We start from the raw sequence: 17,359 nt of genomic DNA, 5'->3' as shown, positions 1-17,359 counted from the left end.
GAGTTCTCTCGGGCGTGCCGGCTCTCCAGGCGAGATGCGGAGATGAATGCAGAGGTGAAGCTCTTCGATGGTCCGGTCGGGTCCCCCGCGCCGCTCGCGCCCGGCCCCGGCCCGGGCGAGAAGGGGCTCAAGGCCGGTGCCCTGGGACTGTTCTCCTCGGTCGCCATGGGCCTGTCCTCCACCGCTCCGGCGTACAGCCTGGCGGCGACGCTCGGCCTGATCGTCGTGGGGGTCGGCCTCCAGGCGCCGATCGTGACGATGCTGGCCTTCGTCCCGATGCTGCTGATCGCGTACGCCTACCGGGAGCTCAACGCGGGCGACGCCGACTGCGGGACCACCTTCACCTGGGCCTCCCGCGCCTTCGGGCCGCGCATCGGCTGGATGGGCGGCTGGGGCATCATCGTCGCCGACGTCATCGCCATGGCGAACCTCGCGGAGATCGCCGGCATCTACGGCTTCCGGCTGCTGGGGTTCGACTCGCTCGCCGAGGACCGGCTGTGGACCACCGTCGCGGGGGTCACCTGGATCGCCGTGATGACCACGGTCTGCTACGTGGGCATCGAGGTGTCGGCGGCCCTCCAGCGCTGGCTGGTGTGCGCCGAGGTGGCGGTGCTGATCCTGTTCGCGGTGACCGCCCTGGTCAGGGTCTACACCGACGGGCCGCCGACGGCGATCCACGTCTCCGCCTCCTGGTTCAACCCCCTCCATGTGCCGTCGGCCAAGGAGCTGACCGCGGGCCTCCTCGCCGCGGTCTTCATCTACTGGGGCTGGGACACCGCCGTCGCGGTCAACGAGGAGACCGCCGACAGCAGGCACACCCCCGGACGGGCGGCGATCGTCTCCACCGTGCTCCTGCTGGGCATCTACGCCCTGGTGTCGACGTCGGCGCAGGCGTTCGCCGGGATCGGCACCGAGGGCGCCGGTCTGGGCAACGCGGCCAACTCCGGGGACGTGCTCTCCGGCCTGGGCGGTGCCGTCTTCGGCACCACGGGCCCCGGCTGGTTCCTCACCAAGCTGCTCATCTTCACGGTGCTGACCTCGGCGGTCGCGTCCACCCAGACCACCATCCTGCCGCTGGCCCGCACCGTCTTCTCCATGGCGGCCCACAAGGCCGTCCCCTCGCGCTTCGCCCGGGTGCACCGCCGGTTCCTCACCCCGACCTGGTCGACCGTCGGCATGGGCCTGGTCTCCATGGGCTTCCTCGTCCTGCTGACCGTGATCAGCCACGATGTGCTGGCCGACTCCATCAGCGCGGTCGGCCTCGCGATCGCCTTCTACTACGGCCTCACCGGCTTCGCCTGCGTCTGGTGCTACCGCGGGCGGCTCACACGCAGCCCCCGGGACCTGCTGTTCAAGGGGGTGCTTCCAGGGCTGGGCGGGCTCCTGATGCTCAGCCTGTTCTGCTACGCCGCCTTCGTCGTCTACGCCGCCCCGGACTACGGCTCGACCTCCTTCGACCTGCCGCTCCTCGGCCGGACCGGCGGGGTGAGCGTCGTGGGCCTGGGCGCCCTGCTGGTCGGTGTCGTCCTGATGCTGGTCATCACGCGCGAACACACCGCCGCCCTCAAACTGCAACGCGGTCTGCTGCCCCACCGCCTGCCATCGCTGACCGGGGTCGAGGCGGCCAGCCGCTACGTGCCCGCCGACAGCCGCTCCGGGGTGGGCGGCGACTGGTTCGACGTCATCCCGCTGTCGAGCTCCAGGGTCGGCCTGGTGGTCGGGGACGTGCGCGGCCACGGGCTGCGCGCCGCCGCCACCATGGGCCGGCTGCGTACGAGCGTACGCGTCCTGGCCCGGCTCGACCTCGCCCCGGACGAGCTGCTCGCGCGCCTGGACGACGTGGTCGGGCGGACCGCCGAGGAGCGCGCCGCCGAGGAGCGGGCGTACGGCCGCGGCGAGAGCACGCCGGGGGCCGGCGGCGACGAGGCCCTGGGGGTCACCTGCCTGTACGCCGTCTACGACCCGGTGTCCGGGCAGTGCAGCATGGCACGCGCGGGCCACTCGCCACCCGTCGTCGTCGACCCCGCCCGCGGTACCGTCAGCCGCCCGGACCTCCCGGAGGGCCCGCCCCTGGGCCTGGGCGGCGCGCCCTTCCAGAGCATGGAACTCCAGCTGCCCGCCGGCAGCCTGCTCGCCCTGTTCACCGACGGTCTCGTCCAGGCCCCGGACCACGACACCGAGACGGCGCTCGGCCTGCTCACCGGCGTCCTCACCGAGTGCCACAGTGCCCTGGAGGAGCTCTGCGACCGCACCGTGGCCGAGCTGCTGCCCGGCCCGGTGGACGACGACGCGGCCCTGCTCCTGGTCCGTACCCGGATGCTCGGCGAGCACGAGGTGGCGGTCTGGGAGGTGGCCGCCGACCCCGCGAGCGTCGCGCGGGCCCGGTCCGTCACCAGCGGGCAGCTGGGGGAGTGGGGGCTCGAGGACCTGTCCTTCACGACCGAGCTGATCGTCAGCGAACTGGTCACCAACGCCGTCCGCTACGCCTCCGGCGGGCCGGTCCACATCCGGCTGATCCGTGACCGCAGCCTCGTCTGCGAGGTCGCCGACACCGGCCACACCTCGCCGCACCTGCGGCACGCCGCCGCCGACGACGAAGGGGGCCGGGGCCTGTTCATCGTCGCCCAGCTCACCCAGCGGTGGGGCACCCGCTACGCCCCCAGCGGCAAGACCATCTGGGCCGAGCAGCCCTTGCCGACTGCGGAGTGAGCCCCCCGCCTCGGTCGGCGCGGCGAACCCTGCGCCCATGCGCGAGGCCCGAATGGGTTCTAGGGTTGGGGGAAGGCCCCACACTCGCGGAACCCGGTTCCTTCCGCCTCACATCTCGGGCTCGAAACTCACCAGGAGGGCATGCGATATGTCCACTGCATCGGAAACCCCTGTCCTGGACACCCTCGCCGCCATGACGGTCGACTCGCTCGAGCGATGCGGGATGGCTCCGGACATGCTCATCCTCACGCGCATCGCGGCACTCGCCGCTTCGGATGCCCCGCCCATCTCCTACGTGGCCCATATCGACCCTGCCCTCAAGGCCGGCCTGACCTCCGAACGACTACAGGACGTCCTGGTCGCCATCGCACCCATCGTGGGCACCGCCCGCGTCATGACGGCAGCAGGCAACATCGCCACGGCACTCGGCATCGCCATCGCCGTCGCCGATGCCGAGATCGAAGGCCAGGGCTGAGAGCAGGCGGGGTCTCTTCCGGCCGGAGAAGTGCCGGGGCCGTGGGGCCCGGGTCTGCTGTGCCCGGGCCCCACGGCCCTTACGGCCAGTGGTGGTTTCAGCCCTTGCGGAAGTAGTAGTCGACGTGCCCCGTCCCGCCGTTGACCACGAACTTGCTGTACGGGTACCGCTCGCCGATGCAGCCGTAGTGGAAGACGCAGTTCTGCACCACGCCGGTGTAGGCGGACGAGTACCACTGCGTGTCCTGGCCGACTTCGTCGTTCTGCTGGGGGGCGCGCAGGTAGAAGTTCACGTCCCGGTTGGCGACGTACTGGCGGCGCGAGACACGGTGCACGCCCTTGGCGCCCTTGGGACAGATGTATATCTCGTGGTGCCAGTCGAACGCCTTCGCGCCCAGGAGCGTGGAGTAGGCGATGTAGCGGTTGTACGTCTTGCAGGTGATGCCCCGCAGGGTAGCCGGGCGCACGGTCTCGGAGACCGTGGCGGAGGCGGGGTCGAGGATCTGTGCGGCGACCTCGGGGTGCTTGCGCAGGACGGCACGGTCCGCGGGCGTCAGGTCGTGGGTCGCCTTCATCCTGTCGAGGGTCGTGACGACTTCGGCTGACAGAGCGCCCGCGCTCGCCCCCGCCGCGCTCGCGTGGCCCTCGGGCGCGGTGACGCCCGTCAGTGCGATGGCGCCGGCCACCGCGGTCAGCGAAGCCGCTTTCCATTTCCGCATGTTTCCCGTTTCCCTTCATGTCGGCTCGACGTGTCCGATGTCGACTGGACACGTCGCAGCCTCCGGGAGCGTCGGGCTTGGGGCAACGGTTTGCGATTGTCCCGGACAGGCGTGCCTGTCCGGCCTGGTCGACGCGGTGCCCGGACAGGCAGCCGGACAGGCGAGGGCACGGGGCTCAGGTAGCGCTGTCCGATCGGCCTGCCACGAGTGCATGCGGCAGGGGGCCGGGTCCTGGGCTCAGCGTACGAACTTCCAGGTGATGCCGTTGACCACGCCCCGGTCGAGCGGTGCCAGCTTCTGGAAGGCCGGCCGGCCGAGGTCGATGTGGGTGCGGTCGCACGAGAGGCACTTGTCCCTGACCGGCACTCGGATGGTCTTGCCGTTGTAGCTGACCTCGACCGATATGCCCTTGCAGAGAGGGTCGTTGTTGGGGTTGGCGGAGGTCCACCACGAGGGTGAGACCGCGACCAGGTCCTGGGAGTTCGCGTCGATGGGCGTCCCGCAGGCGCCGAATCCCTTGTCGGTGTAGTAGGTCATCTTTCCGTTCATCGGCTTGCCGATCGGAACGTCGGCGGACGCCGGCCCCGCGGCGACGGCGATTCCGGTGGCCGCGGCGGCCAGGACGACGGCCACGGAGCGCACAGCTCTGATTCCACGCATGGTCTCTCCTCGTTCAGAGGTAATGGCGGGCGGGTGTACTCCACGGACCCGTGGAGCGAGCGCCCCGGAAACCGGCATCACAGAGCCTTCATGGCTCGCCGGTCAGGAAGCCGAAGGACAGCGGCATTTCTTCGGCACGCGTCAGGCTTTCGGTCCATGAGTGCCATGCGGGACGACGCCGACGCAAGCCCCCGCAGCGACAGTTGTCCGGAACCGGGTGCCAAATGAACCTGGTTTGGCCGCCCGTGATGCATGTCGTTGACAGCGAAGTTGAAGAGTTATTCACTGCGCAAGGAAGACGGGCCGCGGTGTCCACCGCCGGCCCCGTCGCGCTTTCCGCAAGCGAGTGTCACCTCAGCGATCCGAATCCCACAGGAGCCGCCATGAGAAGAAACCGCTTCGTCACCTTGCTACTGGCCGTACTGGCTCTGTTCGGTACGGCACTCGCCGTGCCGTCCGGCACGGCGAGTGCCGCCGGCCCGTGCGACAACGCGGCCGCCTGGACGGCCGGCGCCTGGTATCCGGCGGGTACGGTCGTCCGGTATACGGACGGCACGTACTACATCGCCGAGCACGACAATCCCGGCTACGACCCGCTCATCAGCACGTGGTACTGGGACCCGTACACCTGTCAGGGAGGCGGGAACCCGGGGACCGGAAAGTTCCCCGTGACGGAGGCTCAGTTCCAGCAGATGTTCCCGGGCCGGAACTCCTTCTACACGTACAACGGGCTGGTCGCGGCGCTGGCCGCGTACCCGGGATTCGCCAACACCGGCAGTGACCAGGTCAAGCGGCAGGAGGCCGCGGCCTTCCTGGCCAACGTCGACCACGAGACCGGGGGCCTGGTCCACATCGTGGAGCAGAACACGGCCAACTATCCCCACTACTGCGACCGGAACCAGCCCTACGGCTGCCCGGCCGGCCAGGCCGCCTATTACGGCCGCGGTCCTCTCCAGCTCAGCTGGAACTTCAACTACAAGGCGGCGGGCGACGCCCTCGGAATCAACTTGCTGAACAATCCGTCGCTCGTCCAGACCGACGCGGCCGTCTCCTGGAAAACCGCCCTGTGGTACTGGAACACCCAGCGCGGCCCCGGCACCATGACGCCGCACGACGCGATGGTCAACAGCCGTGGATTCGGGCAGACCATCCGCAGCATCAACGGCGCCGTGGAATGCGACGGCCGCAACCCCGCCCAGGTGCAGAGCCGGGTGAACAGCTACCAGCGATTCGCCCGGACACTGGGTGTGGCTCCGGGCGGCGACCTCTACTGCTGAGCCCCGGGAAATGCGGCCGCGGCAGGTCCGCGGCGCATTTTCCATCCCGACAGCGAGAACATCTCAGTCGACGTCCGGGAAGAGGATCGCGGCCACGTGCTGGGTGTCGGCGTATTCGACGACGGAGGTGATCTTTCCGTCGCGGACGGTGTAGATGCCGAGGCAGCGGGTGTCGTAGGTGCCGCCGTGGACGGTCTTGGCCTTGGAGGTCCATTCGGCGACCACGCGGTCGCCTTCGGCGATCGTGCTGACCAGTTCGACCTCCAAGGTGCCGGGGACGAGGATCGGTCCCATGCCGCCGAGGAAGTCGTTGATGATCACGTCGCGGCCGCGCCACACCTTGGAGATGGGCAGGTCGCCCGGGTAGTGCCAGGTCGCGTCCTCGGCGAAGCTGTCGTGGATGACGTCGGCGTCGCCGTCGCGGACGGCTTCGACGTAGCGGATGACGACGGTCCTGGGGTCGGTGCTGGTCATGGCCATGGTCATGGTCGTGTTCCTTCGGCGGTTGTCGATTCCCGGTCGTTCGGATGTGATCGGGTGTGGCGTCTGGGACCATCTGACCGCGCGGGGCGGTGGCCCGGCCAACAACGCATCCGCCTGACCGACAACGAACGGTTGTCACACAAGGTCAGCGGCGCGCCGTACTTCGGGCGGGCCGCCGAAGAGCTGACCACCAGCCGGCAGGCGCTGACGCGAGGACCTGGGCCCTCTCGCCTCGTGCATGAGGCAAGGAGGCCCAGGTCCCGGCACTGCTCCGCGGAGGCCAAGGAGCGCTCAGAGAACCTGCGTTTCCTCCCGCACCCGCAGTGTGGCCGCTCCCTCCGTCGGGATGTGCGCGCCACCGGCCGGCAGCCTCCGGTTGGTCGCCCAGACGATCAGCCCGCAGGCCGCGAAGCCGGCCCCGAGGAGGCTGGAGCCCGCCCAGCCGTGGGAGGTGTAGAGGGAGGTGGTCGCGGCCGCGCCGAGGGCGGAGCCGAGCGAGTAGAAGACCATGTAGCTGCCGATGACGGTGCTGAGGCGGTCCGGGTGCGCGGAGGTGAGCATGTGCTGGTTGCTCACGTGCACGGCCTGGACGGCGAAGTCGAGGGCGATGATTCCGATGACGAGGAGCCACAGCGCCCACGTCAGCTGCCCGATCGCCGCCCAGGAGGCGATCAGCAGGACGAGCGCGAAACCGCTGACCGGGATCGCCCGTCCCGCGTCCGCCCATCGTCCCGCGCGTGCCGCGCCGAGCGCGCCGGCGAGGCCTGCGATGCCGAAGAGACCGATCTGGCTCTCGTTCAGGTGCCACGGCGCGTCCGCCAGCGGCAGGGCCACTCCGCTCCACAGGGTTCCGAACGACGCGAAGAGGAAGAACGTGATGAGCCCGCGGGTCAGGAAGAGACGATCCGTGAACACTTCGCCGAGTGAGGCGAGGGTCTTCTTGTACCCCGGACCCGCGTGTCCGTCGGGGCGCTCGTCCGGCGGCAGTACGGCGAGGACGAGGGCCGCGAGCCCGACCGACAGCGCCGCGAGCACGGCGTAGATGCTCCGCCAGCTCCACATGTCGGCCAGCGCGCCGGTGACGACCCGCGCGCCCAGGATGCCGATCACGACGCCCGAGGTCACGACACCGATGTTCCGTCCGCGTTCGGAGGGTGGTGAGACCGACGCGGCGTAGGCCACCGTGGTCTGCACCACCACCGCGAACACCCCGGCCATCGCGAGCCCCAGGAACGCCATCCACGCGGCCGCCGCCGTGGCCGTGAGGAGCATGCCCGCCGCGGTGACCACCAGGTGCACGGCGATAAGCCGGCGCCTGTCGGCCACCACATCGCCGAGCGGAACCAGCAGCAACAGCCCCGCGATGTAGCCGAACTGGCCGGTCGAGACGATCCACCCGGAGAGGTCCGCCGACAGGCCGAGATCGTGCCCCATCGGCTCCAGAACCGGTTGCGCGGCATAGATACTCGCCACCGCGACACCGCATACCACCGCGAGCAGCAGACGCCGCCACACGTTCATCGCGCCCCATCCCCAATCAGTAGCAGATTGCAACCGTTTTGACGGTACGGCATGATGGTTTCAATCCGCAACCCATCGGGAGGTGTCATGTCGCGTACCACCGCGTACGCCCCGAACTCCGGCTGGACCGACCCCGACTGCCCCGTCGCCCGTACGCTCGACCTCGTCGGCGACAGGTGGAGCCTGCTCGTCGTCCGTGACGCGATGGACGGGGCACGGTCGTTCACCGAGTTCCAGCGACGCACCGGCATCGCCCGCAACATCCTCACGGACCGGCTCCGCAAGCTCATCGCTCACGGGCTCCTCGTCCAGCGCACCGCGCCGTCGGGCCGCCGCCAGGAATACGTGCTCACGGACGCCGGACGCGACCTCTTCGCGGTCATCCTCACCCTGCGGCAGTGGGGGGAGCGCCACGCCTTCGATCCGGGCGAGACCCACTCCACCCTTGTCGACCAGCACGGCACCCCTGTGCCGGACATCGCGCCGGCCGGCGCCGACGGCGCCCTTGTCGACGCCGACAGCACTCATGTGCGCAGGGCCGGCTAGAGACCGGCAAAAGCAGTCGGCCACGGTGGCATGCCCGCGCACCGTGGCCGAACCGCTCGTCACGCCCCCGGACTAGCGGGCCAGTTCGGCCCGCAGCAGGTCCAGGCCCATCGGCCCCAGGTCCAGGGCGCGTCGGTGGAACCGATTGAGGTCGAACGCGGCACCGTCGCGGCGGCGCGCCGCGTCCCGCGCCTCCAGCCACACCTTCTCGCCCAGCTTGTAGGCGAGGGCCTGGCCGGGGCGCCCCAGATACCGGTCGATCTCGAACTCGACGAACCCCGCCGGGCCCAGCCCGCAGTACTCGGCGAGGAACTCGCGGCCCAGCCGCGGAGTCCACCGCTCCCCCTCATGGAACCCGGTGCCCACGGGGATCGGGAGCCGCAGGTGCAGCCCGATGTCCAGCACGACGCGCGCGGCGCGCAGCAGCTGCCCCGTGGCCAGCGTTCCCAGCCGGTGCGCCGGGTCGTCGAGATACCCCAGCTCCTCCATCAGCCGCTCCGCGTACAGGCCCCACCCCTCGACGTGCGCCGGGTGCAGCTCGCACGACAGCCGCTGGAACCGGTTGAGGGTGGCGGTGTTGAGGGTCGTCACGCCCAGCTGCAGGTGATGGCCCGGAACGCCTTCGTGGAACATCGTGCCCGGCACCTTCCACACCGGGATGGGCGCGTCCGAGCCGGGCAGCGGCCACCAGACCGTCCCGGGGCGCGACAGGTCCTCGCTGGGCGCCAGATAGACGGCGACCCCTTCTCCGAGGGTGATCCGGCAGTCGATCCGCCGCAGCGGCTCGGGGATCGCGAAGTGCGTACCGTCGAGATCGGCGATGGCGCCGTCGGCGAGCTCCTGGATCAGGTCGCGGAACGCCGCCGCGTCCTTCACCTGGTACCGGGGATCGCCGTCGAGCGCCGCCAGCACCGCCGGGACCGGTTCGCCGGGCCCGATCCGCGCCGCCGCCTCGGCCATCTCCCGTCGCACCCGGGCCAGTTCGTCCCAGCCCCACGCGTAGGTCTCCGCCAGGTCCAGCCGGGTGCCGAGGAACTCCCGTACCCCCAGCCGGTAGCGGTCCGCGCCCAGCGCGTCCAGCTCCGGCGCATCGGCGGCGAGCTCCTGCGACAGGTACGCCGCGAACTCCGTCAGCGCCTGGTTCGCGGCCACCACGGCCTCGTCCAGAGCGCGCCGCGACACGCCGTCGCCGTGCCCGGCGGGCAGCCCCGCCAGGTACGGCCGCATGTCCAGGCACTCCCGGGCGTTGCGGGCCACCTGGCGGTACGGCGCGACCCGGCCGCCGCGCCGCGCGGCCTCCAGGCTCTCGCGCAGCCCCGCCAGCGCGCCCGGGACGGCCCGCAGCCGCGCCAGCAACGTGTCCCACGCGGTGTCGCCGCCCTGGTCCAGCAGCCCCACCGCGTGCCGTATCCGCTGGACCGGCCCGTCGAGGGTGTCCAGCAGCGTGCCGTACGCGTCGGCGTCGGCCAGCGCGACCTCCGTGGCGAGCCGCTCGCGCAGCACCGCCGCCGCGACCCGCTCCGCGTCGCCCGCGACCGGTGTGTCGTCGACCGCCTTCAGCGTGCGACGCGCCAGCTCCGCGCGGGCCTGGGCCGCCCGCGGGCCGAAGTCGGTCAGCCGTTCCTCCTGCCCGGCGATGCCCATCACGGCGGCCAGGCACGGATCCAGCGCGGCCAGCTCGTCCACGTACCGGTCCGCGAGATCGTTCAGGAGGGTCATCGGCCCACCGACGACGGGATCCGAGCGGCGCTCCTGGACTCGGCCAGCCGCTTGCCGTAGAGGCCGATGACCAGGCCGGTGACGATCAGCGCTCCGGCCACCAGCTTGAGCGGCGGCAGCGACTCGTTGAAGATCACCATCGAGCCCGCCATGCCGAAGACCGGGACGAGCAGGGAGAGCGGCGCGACGGTCGACACCGGGTACTCGCGGAGCAGCCAGTTCCACACGGCGTATCCCAGCACGGTGTTCGGGTACGCCTGGAAGAGGAGGGACAGGATCGCCGCCCACCCGAGCTGGTGCGGCAACTCGGCATAGCCCTTGGTGCCGTTCACGACCAGGTCCAGCAGGAACAGCGGGACCGGCGAGAACAGGCTCGACCACACCATGAACGACAGCGTGTCCTTGGGCTTGGCCTTCTTCATGATCACGTTGGCGACGCTCCACGCGGCCGCGCCGAACAGCACCAGCGCGACGCCGGCGAACGTCACCGTGCCGTCGGTGACGAACGTGACCGAGAACAGGCCGACCAGCGCGACCGCCATTCCCAGGTACTGGAACCGCGACAGCTTCTCGCGGAATATCACGGCCCCGAGCAGGATCGTCAGGAACGCGCTGAACTGCAGCACCAGGGACGAGATCCCCGACGACACCCCGGCCTTGATGCCCAGGTTCACCACGCCCCACAGCCCGACGCCGAACACCAGCCCGTAGCCGATGATGTACCGCCACGCCACCTGCGGCCGCTTCAGGAAGAACACCGCGGGCAGCGCGCAGAGCGCGAACCTGATCCCGGCCAGGATGAGCGGGTCGACGCTTTTGAGCCCGATCTTGATGACCGAGAAGTTGAGGCCCCAGATCGCGGTGACGGCCACCGCGATCAGGATGTGCTGTTTCTTCATGCGGAGACCTGTTCCGGGATCGTGGGGGCGGCCGGGCGGGTACGGACCGAAAGGGAGCCGAACAAGTCGGCCATCCAGTCCCGGGTCTCCTCGGGAGCGTCGCCCGCGACGATCCCGGCGAGGACCGTCTCTCCGGCCTGGTAGGTGATGTGGTCGGGCAGCGGCGCGCCGGACGGCAGTTCGTGCCAGGTGACCACGCGCGGACCGGCCCGGAACGCCAGGGTCCCGTCGAGGCCCACGTACTCCCGCCCGGCCAGGTGGTGGCCGGGGTGGACGAACCAGCCGTACCAGCGGCGGTCGGCGGGCGGCTCGGGGAGCGTCCCGGCGATGCGCTCGCCGAGCAGGACGCGCAGCTCGTACGACGGCAGGTGGACGCCGGTGGCCAGCTCGACACAAGCCACCACGTCGGCACCCCCGACCCGGTTGCCGACCTCCAGGAAGACCAGCTCCCCTTCGTGGACGATCGCCTCCAGATGGAAGCTGCCGTCCTCGATCCGCACGGCGGCCAGGGCGCGCGACACCCAGGCGCGCGTCTCCTCGGAGAACTCGATCTGGAACGATCCCATCGGCTCGCCCTGCGCGTACTGCAGGCAGGTGCCGACGTACTCGCTGGCGCTGAGGACCAGGACCTCGCCGCCCTGCACCAGGCCGTCGAAGTGCCTGATCGGCCCGGAGACGAACTCCTCGACCTGGAAGTCCTCCAGGCCGCTCGCGGCGTCGAGGCGGGCGACGCCGGCCTGCCGTCCGGTGACCGCCGCGGCGGCCTGCCGTGGGGTGTCGAACACGAGCACGTCCTCGCTGGACGCGCCCCGGTGCGGCTTGAGGACGGTCCGGCCGGACCAGGGCACCCGGCCGTCCAGTTCGAGGAAGCGAGGTAACGGGAGGAAGCGCGGCACCCGGAGGCCGGCCTCCTCGACCGCCCGCTTCATCAGGACCTTGTCGCGGGCGAGCGCGACCTGGTCCAACGCCGCGCCCGGGACGCCCAGATGCTCGCGCAGCCGGGCGGCGTCGAGCAGCTCGTACTCCGACGCCGAGATGATCCGGTCGAATGCGCGAGGACGCTCCGCCAGCCAGTCCCGGGCCTCCTCGAAGGCCGGGCGCTCGCCCGGACGGCTCACCCGCTCGCAGCGCAGGTCGGGCGGCAGGGTGGCCAGGGCCCGGTCGGTCCCGAAATAGGTGACCTCGTGCCGGTCATGAGAGATCCCTCGGTGGTATTCAATCTTGAAGTAGGGCACGCGATGCAGGATAAGGATCTTCATCGGGACTTCCTTACAGGGGCGGGGAGTTCGAGGGCGCGGTCCAGGGCCTCCGACCACGCCTCACGCAGCGCGTGGACGACGGGCCGGATGTCGGCGCGGTCGCCGCGCAGGACGACGCAGCCCTGCGCCGCGAAGTCCGCGTTGTCGCGGGCCACGGCATGCAGGTCGCGGCGCTCGCGCGACAGCCAGGAGAACTCTGCGACGGTCAGCTCCCCGTCGGCCAGGCCGAACCGCTCGGCGGTGTCCTGGACGGCGTCCGCGAACGGGTCCGCGCCAGCCGCGACGTCGTCCGGGGAGAACGAGCGGTCGCTGCCGACCCCGAGCAGCACCGTCGCCGCCGAGCAGCCCGGCACCGGCCGCCCCACGCCGGCGGCCGCGCCGAAGGCCGTGTCGATCCAGTGGTGGTGCAGATCGATCCCGTAGACCCAGCGGGCCAGCGCCCAGATCTTCATCCCGCCCGGCCGCCGGTTGGGCTCCACGACCGCGGCGTGCAGCCCGTCGTCGCTCAGCTTGATCTCGTTGTGGAACGGCCCGTCGCACTGGCCGACCAGCCAGTTCGCCTGCCGTCCCGCCCGCTCCAGCGTCGCGCGCTCGTGGTCGTCCAGCCCGGCGGGCAGCACCTGCGCGATCTCGACGGGATACCGGCCGCTCGCGCTGATCTTCTCGGTGAGGAACACCAGCGGGCCCAGCCCGTCGAAGGAGTACTCGCGCCGGTACGGGATGAGCTCCTCGCAGATGACCCCGCCCTCCAGATAGGGCAGGACCTCGGCGAACGCCGCCGTCAGGTCGTCGCCGTTACGGACCACGACGACGCCCCGGTTGTTGCCCTCCGCCGCGGGCTTGACCACGAAGCCCTTGGGGTGGTCGCGCGCGAAGTCCCTCAGCTGGTCGAGCGAGGCGATCTGGGCGAAGTCGGGCACCATCATCCGTTGCGCTGCCAGCAGGTCGGCGACGCGCGCCTCACCGAGCCGGTAGCGGTACTTGGAGAACGCGCCCTCGGCCAGCGGTGACGAGTCGACCGCCACACCCAGCCGCTCGAGCAGCTCGGCCCCGCTGCGCACGGCGTTGTCGGAGAAGACGATGCCCGCCCTGATTTGCTCGCGCCGGTCGCCGAGCAGCTTCTCGCCCATCTCGGCGAAGTCGTCCCGCAGCGGATCGAGGTCGATCACCTCGTCGGCGATGGCGTGGTCGGCCTCGGTGGGATCGGCGCGGATCAGGACCACCGTCGCGCCGTGGCGTTCGCGCGCGTAGTCCCGCAGGTGACGGACCTCGTCGATCCGGCTCAGGTTGTAGTCGACGATGAGGAGTATCGGCCTGGTCATGCGCGCTCCGTCTCGTACACGATCTCGATCGCCCGCTCGGAGGCGGGCATCAGCTCGGGGAGGACCGCGTCCCGGCCGGCCAGGTCCATGCTCCAGAGCAGCTGGCCGAGGAACACCTCGCGCGAGGACGACTCCACGACGTCACCGGGCTCGAGCAGGACGTGCGTGACGACCGGCCGGAGCGGGAGTCCGTCGTTCAGTCCCACCGCACGGATCGTGCCGGGGTCGGCGAAGAAGACGCGGAAGAACGTCGCGTTCCCGCTCGGCGTGCTGCCGTCCTCCGCGAACGACAAGGCCTTCAGATCCTTCCGGAATCCGTCCGGCCGAAGGGCTGTGAGCAGGGAGTCCAGCCAGAGGTCGAGCAGGTCGGGGCCGCCGGTCAGCGCCGCCACGCTGGGCGAGATCAGGCTGCCGCCGACGCGCGGGTTGACCTCGATCAGATCCCAGCCGCCCGGGGCGTGCCGTGCCTCGACGTGGAAACAGCCCCAGCCGAGGCCGAGGGTGTCCAGCACGCTCGCCACCCAGCGGATCCCGACGCCGATCTCCTCCTGCGACAGGCTCGTGGGCGGGCTGACGCAGGCGTTCTCGAGCACGGTGCCCGCCGTCTCCGTCACCTCGCACTTCTCGTGCACGGCCACCACGTGCGGCTCGTCGTCGACGACGACCACCTCGAAGCTGAACTCCCGCCCGGGCACGTAGTCCTCGACGAGGAACTCCATCCCGTCGGCGGTGAAGGCGCTGGCGTAGACCGTGTCCGCCCGGGCCTCGGCGGCGATGCGTTCCAGGTCGGCCCAGGTCGTGCCGGTGGTGAGCGGGAACGTTCCGAACGAGGCGATGCCGCTGACCGGCTTCACGAAATAGCGCCCGCCGTCGCGCTGGCGCTCGACGAGCGTTCCGGGGGTGAGCGCGGACGCCCGGCCCCGGCTGAGGCCGGCGTCGGCGAGCCGGTTCCGCAGCGTCAGCTTGTCGCGCAGCTCCAGGACCTGTTTCTCGTCCAGGTCCGGCACCCCGAGACGGGCGTTGGCCAGCGCCATCAGGTGCCGGTAGCCCTCCCAGACGGTGAGGCAGCACGACACCGACGCGCCCGCGGCCTCCAGACGGTCGAGGTGGTCCTCGACGTCGCGCGGGGTCAGCACGTGCGCGTCGGTCACCCGGACGTCGTCGGCGAGGTCCGCCAGCGCCCCGGGCCTGGATCCCTGGAAGTGCGGCTCCGGCAGCGAGCTGAGCACGTAGACCTTCAGCCCCCGCGCCGTGACCGTGCTGACGAGGTCCTCCATGAACGAGAACCCGACATGGCTGAGCAGCAGCACTCCACTGGCGTTTTTCATGCTCAATCCGGCCTCCTCACCGGCGGGCGGGGGCGCGGCACGGCCGCGCCGCGCCCCCGCCGAGGACAGGGATCAGGCTCAGACCGACTGCTTCTCGGCCTTGACGATGGTGTCCTGGTAGAGCTCCTCGAAGTACTGCGCCAGGATCGACTGGTGCTCGCGGAGGTACCGCTTGAACGCGGCGATGTCGTCATCGCCGCGCAGGAGGTGCCGGACGGCCGCCCAGACCTCGCCGGGGTGGTCGTCGTTGATGTCGGTGTGGGAGTGGTTGATCTGGCCGCCGATGTTGCTCTCGCCGACCGAACCCTTCAGCGCCTCCAGCTTCTTGGGCTCCAGCTTCACGTTCACGTACTCGACGAGGTAGGAGTACGCCACCACACCGAGCGGGCCCTCGTGGTCCAGGAGGTAGGAGAAGTAGCCGGTCAGCAGCTTGGTCGACAGGTAGGGCTCGGTGTCCAGGAACTGCTCGCGCGACACGCCCACCTTCTCCAGGTCGGTGATGAACAGCTCGTCGTGGAGCATTTCCTCCTGCTCGTAGTTGGCCCAGACCTGGGCCGCCTCCGGGCTGCGCTTGGCGATCTCCGCCAGTGCCTTGGACTCGGCCACCCGCAGCAGCCGGATACGCCAGGCGGTCTCGATCAGGTGCCGCTTGTAGTACGCGGAGTCGACGTTCTTGCCCTCGAGGTGCGCGGCCTCGGGGACGTTGGCGTACCACTCGGCGACCTGCAGATCGAGCTGCTCGTCGATCTCGGCGCGCAGCTTCGCCGAGGCGGCGGCGTTGAGGAACGGGGTACGGTCTCCGTAGCCGACGTTGTGCACGCGGTTCGGCATGGTGTCACCTTTCTCGTTTTTCTCGTGGACGTTTCTCGTGGACGCTCGGACGTTCGGGTGCGAGCGCGGTCAGATGTCATCGGCGACGCGGACGATCGCGTCGCCCCGCAGCCGGCACTGGCAGGCCAGGCGGTGGTCGCCGCCGGTCCGGCCGAGGTCTTCCAGGAAGTCGAGCTCGTCGTCGTCGGGTTCGCCGAGGGAGTCGAAGCCCTCCAGCACCTGGACGACGCACGCGCCGCACGATCCGGAGCGGCATCCGAACGGGATGAGCCGCTGCGGGGTCTCGTACTCGACTTCGGTGAGGGGAGATCCCGTGGGCAGCAGGATCTCTGTTCCGGTCGGGAGGATGGTCAGTTTCTTCAGGGTCATGACAGCGGCTTCTCCGGGGTCATGACAGCGGCACGTCCTCGCGGTCGGTGGAGTGCTCCGGCGCGAGGCGGGAACCGGGGCGCAGTTCGACCGCCGCGTGGTTCGCCGCGGCCGCCGCCTCGCCGAAGCCCACCGAAACGAGCGGGACGCGACCCTCGTAGGTACAGATGTCGCCGACCGCGTACACGCGCGGCAGATTCGTCCGCATCGCCCTGTCGACCGCGATCTGGCGATTCTCCACCTGGAGTCCCCATTCGGCGATCGGGCCCAGGCTGGTGATGAATCCCAGAGCCGCGACAAGAGCCCGCGCGGGCAGCGTCAATTCCTCTTCGCCGATCGTGACGCGCACTTCTTCCAGATGTTCCGCGCCCTTGCAGGCCGTCACGTGCGCATCTGTCAATACGCGAATATCGGCCGCATACATTTGTTTGACGCTGTGTTCGTGGGCACGGAAGGCCGAGCGCCGGTGGACGACGGTGACGGACCGGACGATCGGCGCGAGGGCGAGGGCCCAGTCGACCGCGCTGTCGCCACCGCCCACGATCACCACGTCGCGGTCCCGGTGCTCGTCGAGCCGCGGCACGTGGTACGCCACGCCACGCCCCTCGTAGGGGCTCAGACAGGGCATCGTGCGCGGGACCGAACGGCCGAGCCCGCCCGCGATCACAACAGCTCCGGCACGCACCCGCCCGCCGCCCTCCAGCCCGATCGTCCAGCCCGCCCCGGCGTCCGGCGCCAGGGCGTCGGACATGAGGTCGGACGTAAGGGAGGCCGCTGTACGGCCGAGCAGGTAGCGCGGCTCGAACGGCGCGACCTGCGCGACCAGGTTGTCGATCAGCTCCCGGCCTCGCACGGCCGGGTGACCGGCGACGTCGTAGATCTTCTTCTCCGGGTACAGGGCCGCGATCTGGCCGCCCGGCTCGGGCAGCGCGTCGACCAGCACGCTGGAAAGCCCGCGGAATCCCGCGCAGTAGGCGGCGTACAAGCCGGCCGGGCCCGCTCCGACGACGGCCACGTCCGCGCTTGTGTCGACGTCAGTCGATGTCATCTCCATTCGATTCCCCGCTTGATTCATTCCGAACTCCAGCCCCTTTTGACGTTCGGCGTTTTCGCGCTCATACAAAGCACCGCAGCGGGGCCGTGCTTGGCCTATGAAACTTACCGCCGAGCGCAAATTCATCCTTCAGGGCACTGAACATTCCGTCAAGGAAAGGGGTCGAAAGTCCCCTCGTCCGTACAGGTG

At 70.3% G+C, this 17,359-nt stretch carries 16 protein-coding genes; 4 read left to right on the top strand and 12 right to left on the bottom strand.

What is annotated here, in order from left to right; genetic code table 11:
- Positions 1-42 precede the first annotated feature (42 nt).
- Together AB4K12_RS20620 and AB4K12_RS20615 are read left to right on the top strand one after the other, a co-directional pair.
- Positions 43-2,709: a SpoIIE family protein phosphatase gene (locus AB4K12_RS20620; protein WP_368435576.1), complete on the top strand. Its 2,667-nt coding sequence runs from the start codon at positions 43-45 to the stop codon at positions 2,707-2,709.
- Between the two features lie 148 nt (positions 2,710-2,857).
- Positions 2,858-3,184, top strand: coding sequence for a carboxymuconolactone decarboxylase family protein (locus tag AB4K12_RS20615; protein ID WP_045934167.1), 327 nt, complete (start codon positions 2,858-2,860; stop codon positions 3,182-3,184).
- Between the two features lie 97 nt (positions 3,185-3,281).
- Here the strand turns inward: AB4K12_RS20615 and AB4K12_RS20610 are convergent, their stop codons facing one another.
- A complete protein-coding gene (locus AB4K12_RS20610) occupies positions 3,282-3,902 on the bottom strand; it encodes a hypothetical protein (protein ID WP_368435575.1) in 621 nt (206 codons plus the stop codon).
- Between the two features lie 237 nt (positions 3,903-4,139).
- Entirely contained in the window at positions 4,140-4,562 is a 423-nt protein-coding gene (locus AB4K12_RS20605; RefSeq protein ID WP_368435574.1) for a cysteine/serine endopeptidase inhibitor, read from the bottom strand.
- Positions 4,563-4,945: 383 nt separating this feature from the next.
- Between AB4K12_RS20605 and AB4K12_RS20600 the strand changes: the two genes are divergently transcribed.
- Positions 4,946-5,839: a glycoside hydrolase family 19 protein gene (locus AB4K12_RS20600; protein ID WP_368435573.1), complete on the top strand. Its 894-nt coding sequence runs from the start codon at positions 4,946-4,948 to the stop codon at positions 5,837-5,839.
- 63 nt (positions 5,840-5,902) lie between these two features.
- On the opposite strand, the gene AB4K12_RS20595 is transcribed toward AB4K12_RS20600, so the two are convergent.
- Both AB4K12_RS20595 and AB4K12_RS20590 read right to left on the bottom strand, forming a co-directional pair.
- Complete coding sequence (locus AB4K12_RS20595) at positions 5,903-6,325, bottom strand: nuclear transport factor 2 family protein (RefSeq protein WP_368435572.1); 423 nt, start codon at positions 6,323-6,325, stop codon at positions 5,903-5,905.
- A gap of 288 nt (positions 6,326-6,613) precedes the next feature.
- A complete protein-coding gene (locus AB4K12_RS20590) occupies positions 6,614-7,843 on the bottom strand; it encodes an MFS transporter (protein WP_368435571.1) in 1,230 nt (409 codons plus the stop codon).
- A gap of 87 nt (positions 7,844-7,930) precedes the next feature.
- Here AB4K12_RS20590 and AB4K12_RS20585 point away from each other — a divergent pair, with 87 nt between their 5' ends.
- Positions 7,931-8,389, top strand: a complete 459-nt coding sequence (locus tag AB4K12_RS20585; protein ID WP_368435570.1) for a winged helix-turn-helix transcriptional regulator — start codon at positions 7,931-7,933, stop codon at positions 8,387-8,389.
- A gap of 72 nt (positions 8,390-8,461) precedes the next feature.
- Here the strand turns inward: AB4K12_RS20585 and AB4K12_RS20580 are convergent, their stop codons facing one another.
- The 8 genes from AB4K12_RS20580 to AB4K12_RS20545 all read right to left on the bottom strand — a co-directional run bounded on the left by AB4K12_RS20580 (position 8,462) and on the right by AB4K12_RS20545 (position 17,164).
- Positions 8,462-10,108, bottom strand: coding sequence for a DUF885 domain-containing protein (locus AB4K12_RS20580; protein WP_368435569.1), 1,647 nt, complete (start codon positions 10,106-10,108; stop codon positions 8,462-8,464).
- Positions 10,105-11,007, bottom strand: a complete 903-nt coding sequence (locus AB4K12_RS20575) for an EamA family transporter (protein ID WP_368435568.1) — start codon at positions 11,005-11,007, stop codon at positions 10,105-10,107. Before AB4K12_RS20575 ends, AB4K12_RS20580 begins: the two co-directional genes overlap by 4 nt.
- Positions 11,004-12,266 carry an acetyl-CoA carboxylase biotin carboxylase subunit family protein gene (locus AB4K12_RS20570; protein WP_368435567.1) on the bottom strand — a complete coding sequence of 421 codons (1,263 nt, stop codon included), beginning with the start codon at positions 12,264-12,266 and terminating at the stop codon, positions 11,004-11,006. Before AB4K12_RS20570 ends, AB4K12_RS20575 begins: the two co-directional genes overlap by 4 nt.
- The gene (locus AB4K12_RS20565) at positions 12,263-13,588 is read right to left on the bottom strand and encodes an acetyl-CoA carboxylase biotin carboxylase subunit family protein (protein WP_368435566.1); all 1,326 of its coding nucleotides are present in this window, start codon (positions 13,586-13,588) and stop codon (positions 12,263-12,265) included. Before AB4K12_RS20565 ends, AB4K12_RS20570 begins: the two co-directional genes overlap by 4 nt.
- The gene (locus tag AB4K12_RS20560) at positions 13,585-14,916 is read right to left on the bottom strand and encodes an acetyl-CoA carboxylase biotin carboxylase subunit family protein (protein ID WP_368435565.1); all 1,332 of its coding nucleotides are present in this window, start codon (positions 14,914-14,916) and stop codon (positions 13,585-13,587) included. The genes AB4K12_RS20565 and AB4K12_RS20560 overlap by 4 nt, the downstream gene beginning before the upstream one ends.
- 78 nt (positions 14,917-14,994) lie before the next feature.
- Complete coding sequence (locus AB4K12_RS20555) at positions 14,995-15,747, bottom strand: hypothetical protein (protein WP_368435564.1); 753 nt, start codon at positions 15,745-15,747, stop codon at positions 14,995-14,997.
- Positions 15,748-15,816: 69 nt separating this feature from the next.
- On the bottom strand, positions 15,817-16,116 hold the full coding sequence (locus tag AB4K12_RS20550) for a 2Fe-2S iron-sulfur cluster-binding protein (protein ID WP_368435563.1): 300 nt from the start codon (positions 16,114-16,116) through the stop codon (positions 15,817-15,819).
- A 19-nt stretch (positions 16,117-16,135) separates the two neighbouring features.
- Entirely contained in the window at positions 16,136-17,164 is a 1,029-nt protein-coding gene (locus tag AB4K12_RS20545) for an NAD(P)/FAD-dependent oxidoreductase (RefSeq protein WP_368435700.1), read from the bottom strand.
- Between the last annotated feature and the right edge of the window lie 195 nt (positions 17,165-17,359).

This window comes from Streptomyces sp. C36, from assembly GCF_040932295.1.
Taxonomy (GTDB): Bacteria; Actinomycetota; Actinomycetes; order Streptomycetales; family Streptomycetaceae; genus Streptomyces; species Streptomyces triculaminicus.
This window is presented reverse-complemented; position numbering and strand designations above follow the sequence as displayed.

Coding starts and splice junctions, on each gene's coding strand:
- AB4K12_RS20620 (WP_368435576.1), top strand. CDS start 43: ATGAATGCAGAGGTGAAGCTCTTCGATGGTCCGGTCGGGTCCCCCGCG.
- AB4K12_RS20615 (WP_045934167.1), top strand. CDS start 2,858: ATGTCCACTGCATCGGAAACCCCTGTCCTGGACACCCTCGCCGCCATG.
- AB4K12_RS20610 (WP_368435575.1), bottom strand. CDS start 3,902: ATGCGGAAATGGAAAGCGGCTTCGCTGACCGCGGTGGCCGGCGCCATC.
- AB4K12_RS20605 (WP_368435574.1), bottom strand. CDS start 4,562: ATGCGTGGAATCAGAGCTGTGCGCTCCGTGGCCGTCGTCCTGGCCGCC.
- AB4K12_RS20600 (WP_368435573.1), top strand. CDS start 4,946: ATGAGAAGAAACCGCTTCGTCACCTTGCTACTGGCCGTACTGGCTCTG.
- AB4K12_RS20595 (WP_368435572.1), bottom strand. CDS start 6,325: ATGACCATGGCCATGACCAGCACCGACCCCAGGACCGTCGTCATCCGC.
- AB4K12_RS20590 (WP_368435571.1), bottom strand. CDS start 7,843: ATGAACGTGTGGCGGCGTCTGCTGCTCGCGGTGGTATGCGGTGTCGCG.
- AB4K12_RS20585 (WP_368435570.1), top strand. CDS start 7,931: ATGTCGCGTACCACCGCGTACGCCCCGAACTCCGGCTGGACCGACCCC.
- AB4K12_RS20580 (WP_368435569.1), bottom strand. CDS start 10,108: ATGACCCTCCTGAACGATCTCGCGGACCGGTACGTGGACGAGCTGGCC.
- AB4K12_RS20575 (WP_368435568.1), bottom strand. CDS start 11,007: ATGAAGAAACAGCACATCCTGATCGCGGTGGCCGTCACCGCGATCTGG.
- AB4K12_RS20570 (WP_368435567.1), bottom strand. CDS start 12,266: ATGAAGATCCTTATCCTGCATCGCGTGCCCTACTTCAAGATTGAATAC.
- AB4K12_RS20565 (WP_368435566.1), bottom strand. CDS start 13,588: ATGACCAGGCCGATACTCCTCATCGTCGACTACAACCTGAGCCGGATC.
- AB4K12_RS20560 (WP_368435565.1), bottom strand. CDS start 14,916: ATGAAAAACGCCAGTGGAGTGCTGCTGCTCAGCCATGTCGGGTTCTCG.
- AB4K12_RS20555 (WP_368435564.1), bottom strand. CDS start 15,747: ATGCCGAACCGCGTGCACAACGTCGGCTACGGAGACCGTACCCCGTTC.
- AB4K12_RS20550 (WP_368435563.1), bottom strand. CDS start 16,116: ATGACCCTGAAGAAACTGACCATCCTCCCGACCGGAACAGAGATCCTG.
- AB4K12_RS20545 (WP_368435700.1), bottom strand. CDS start 17,164: ATGACATCGACTGACGTCGACACAAGCGCGGACGTGGCCGTCGTCGGA.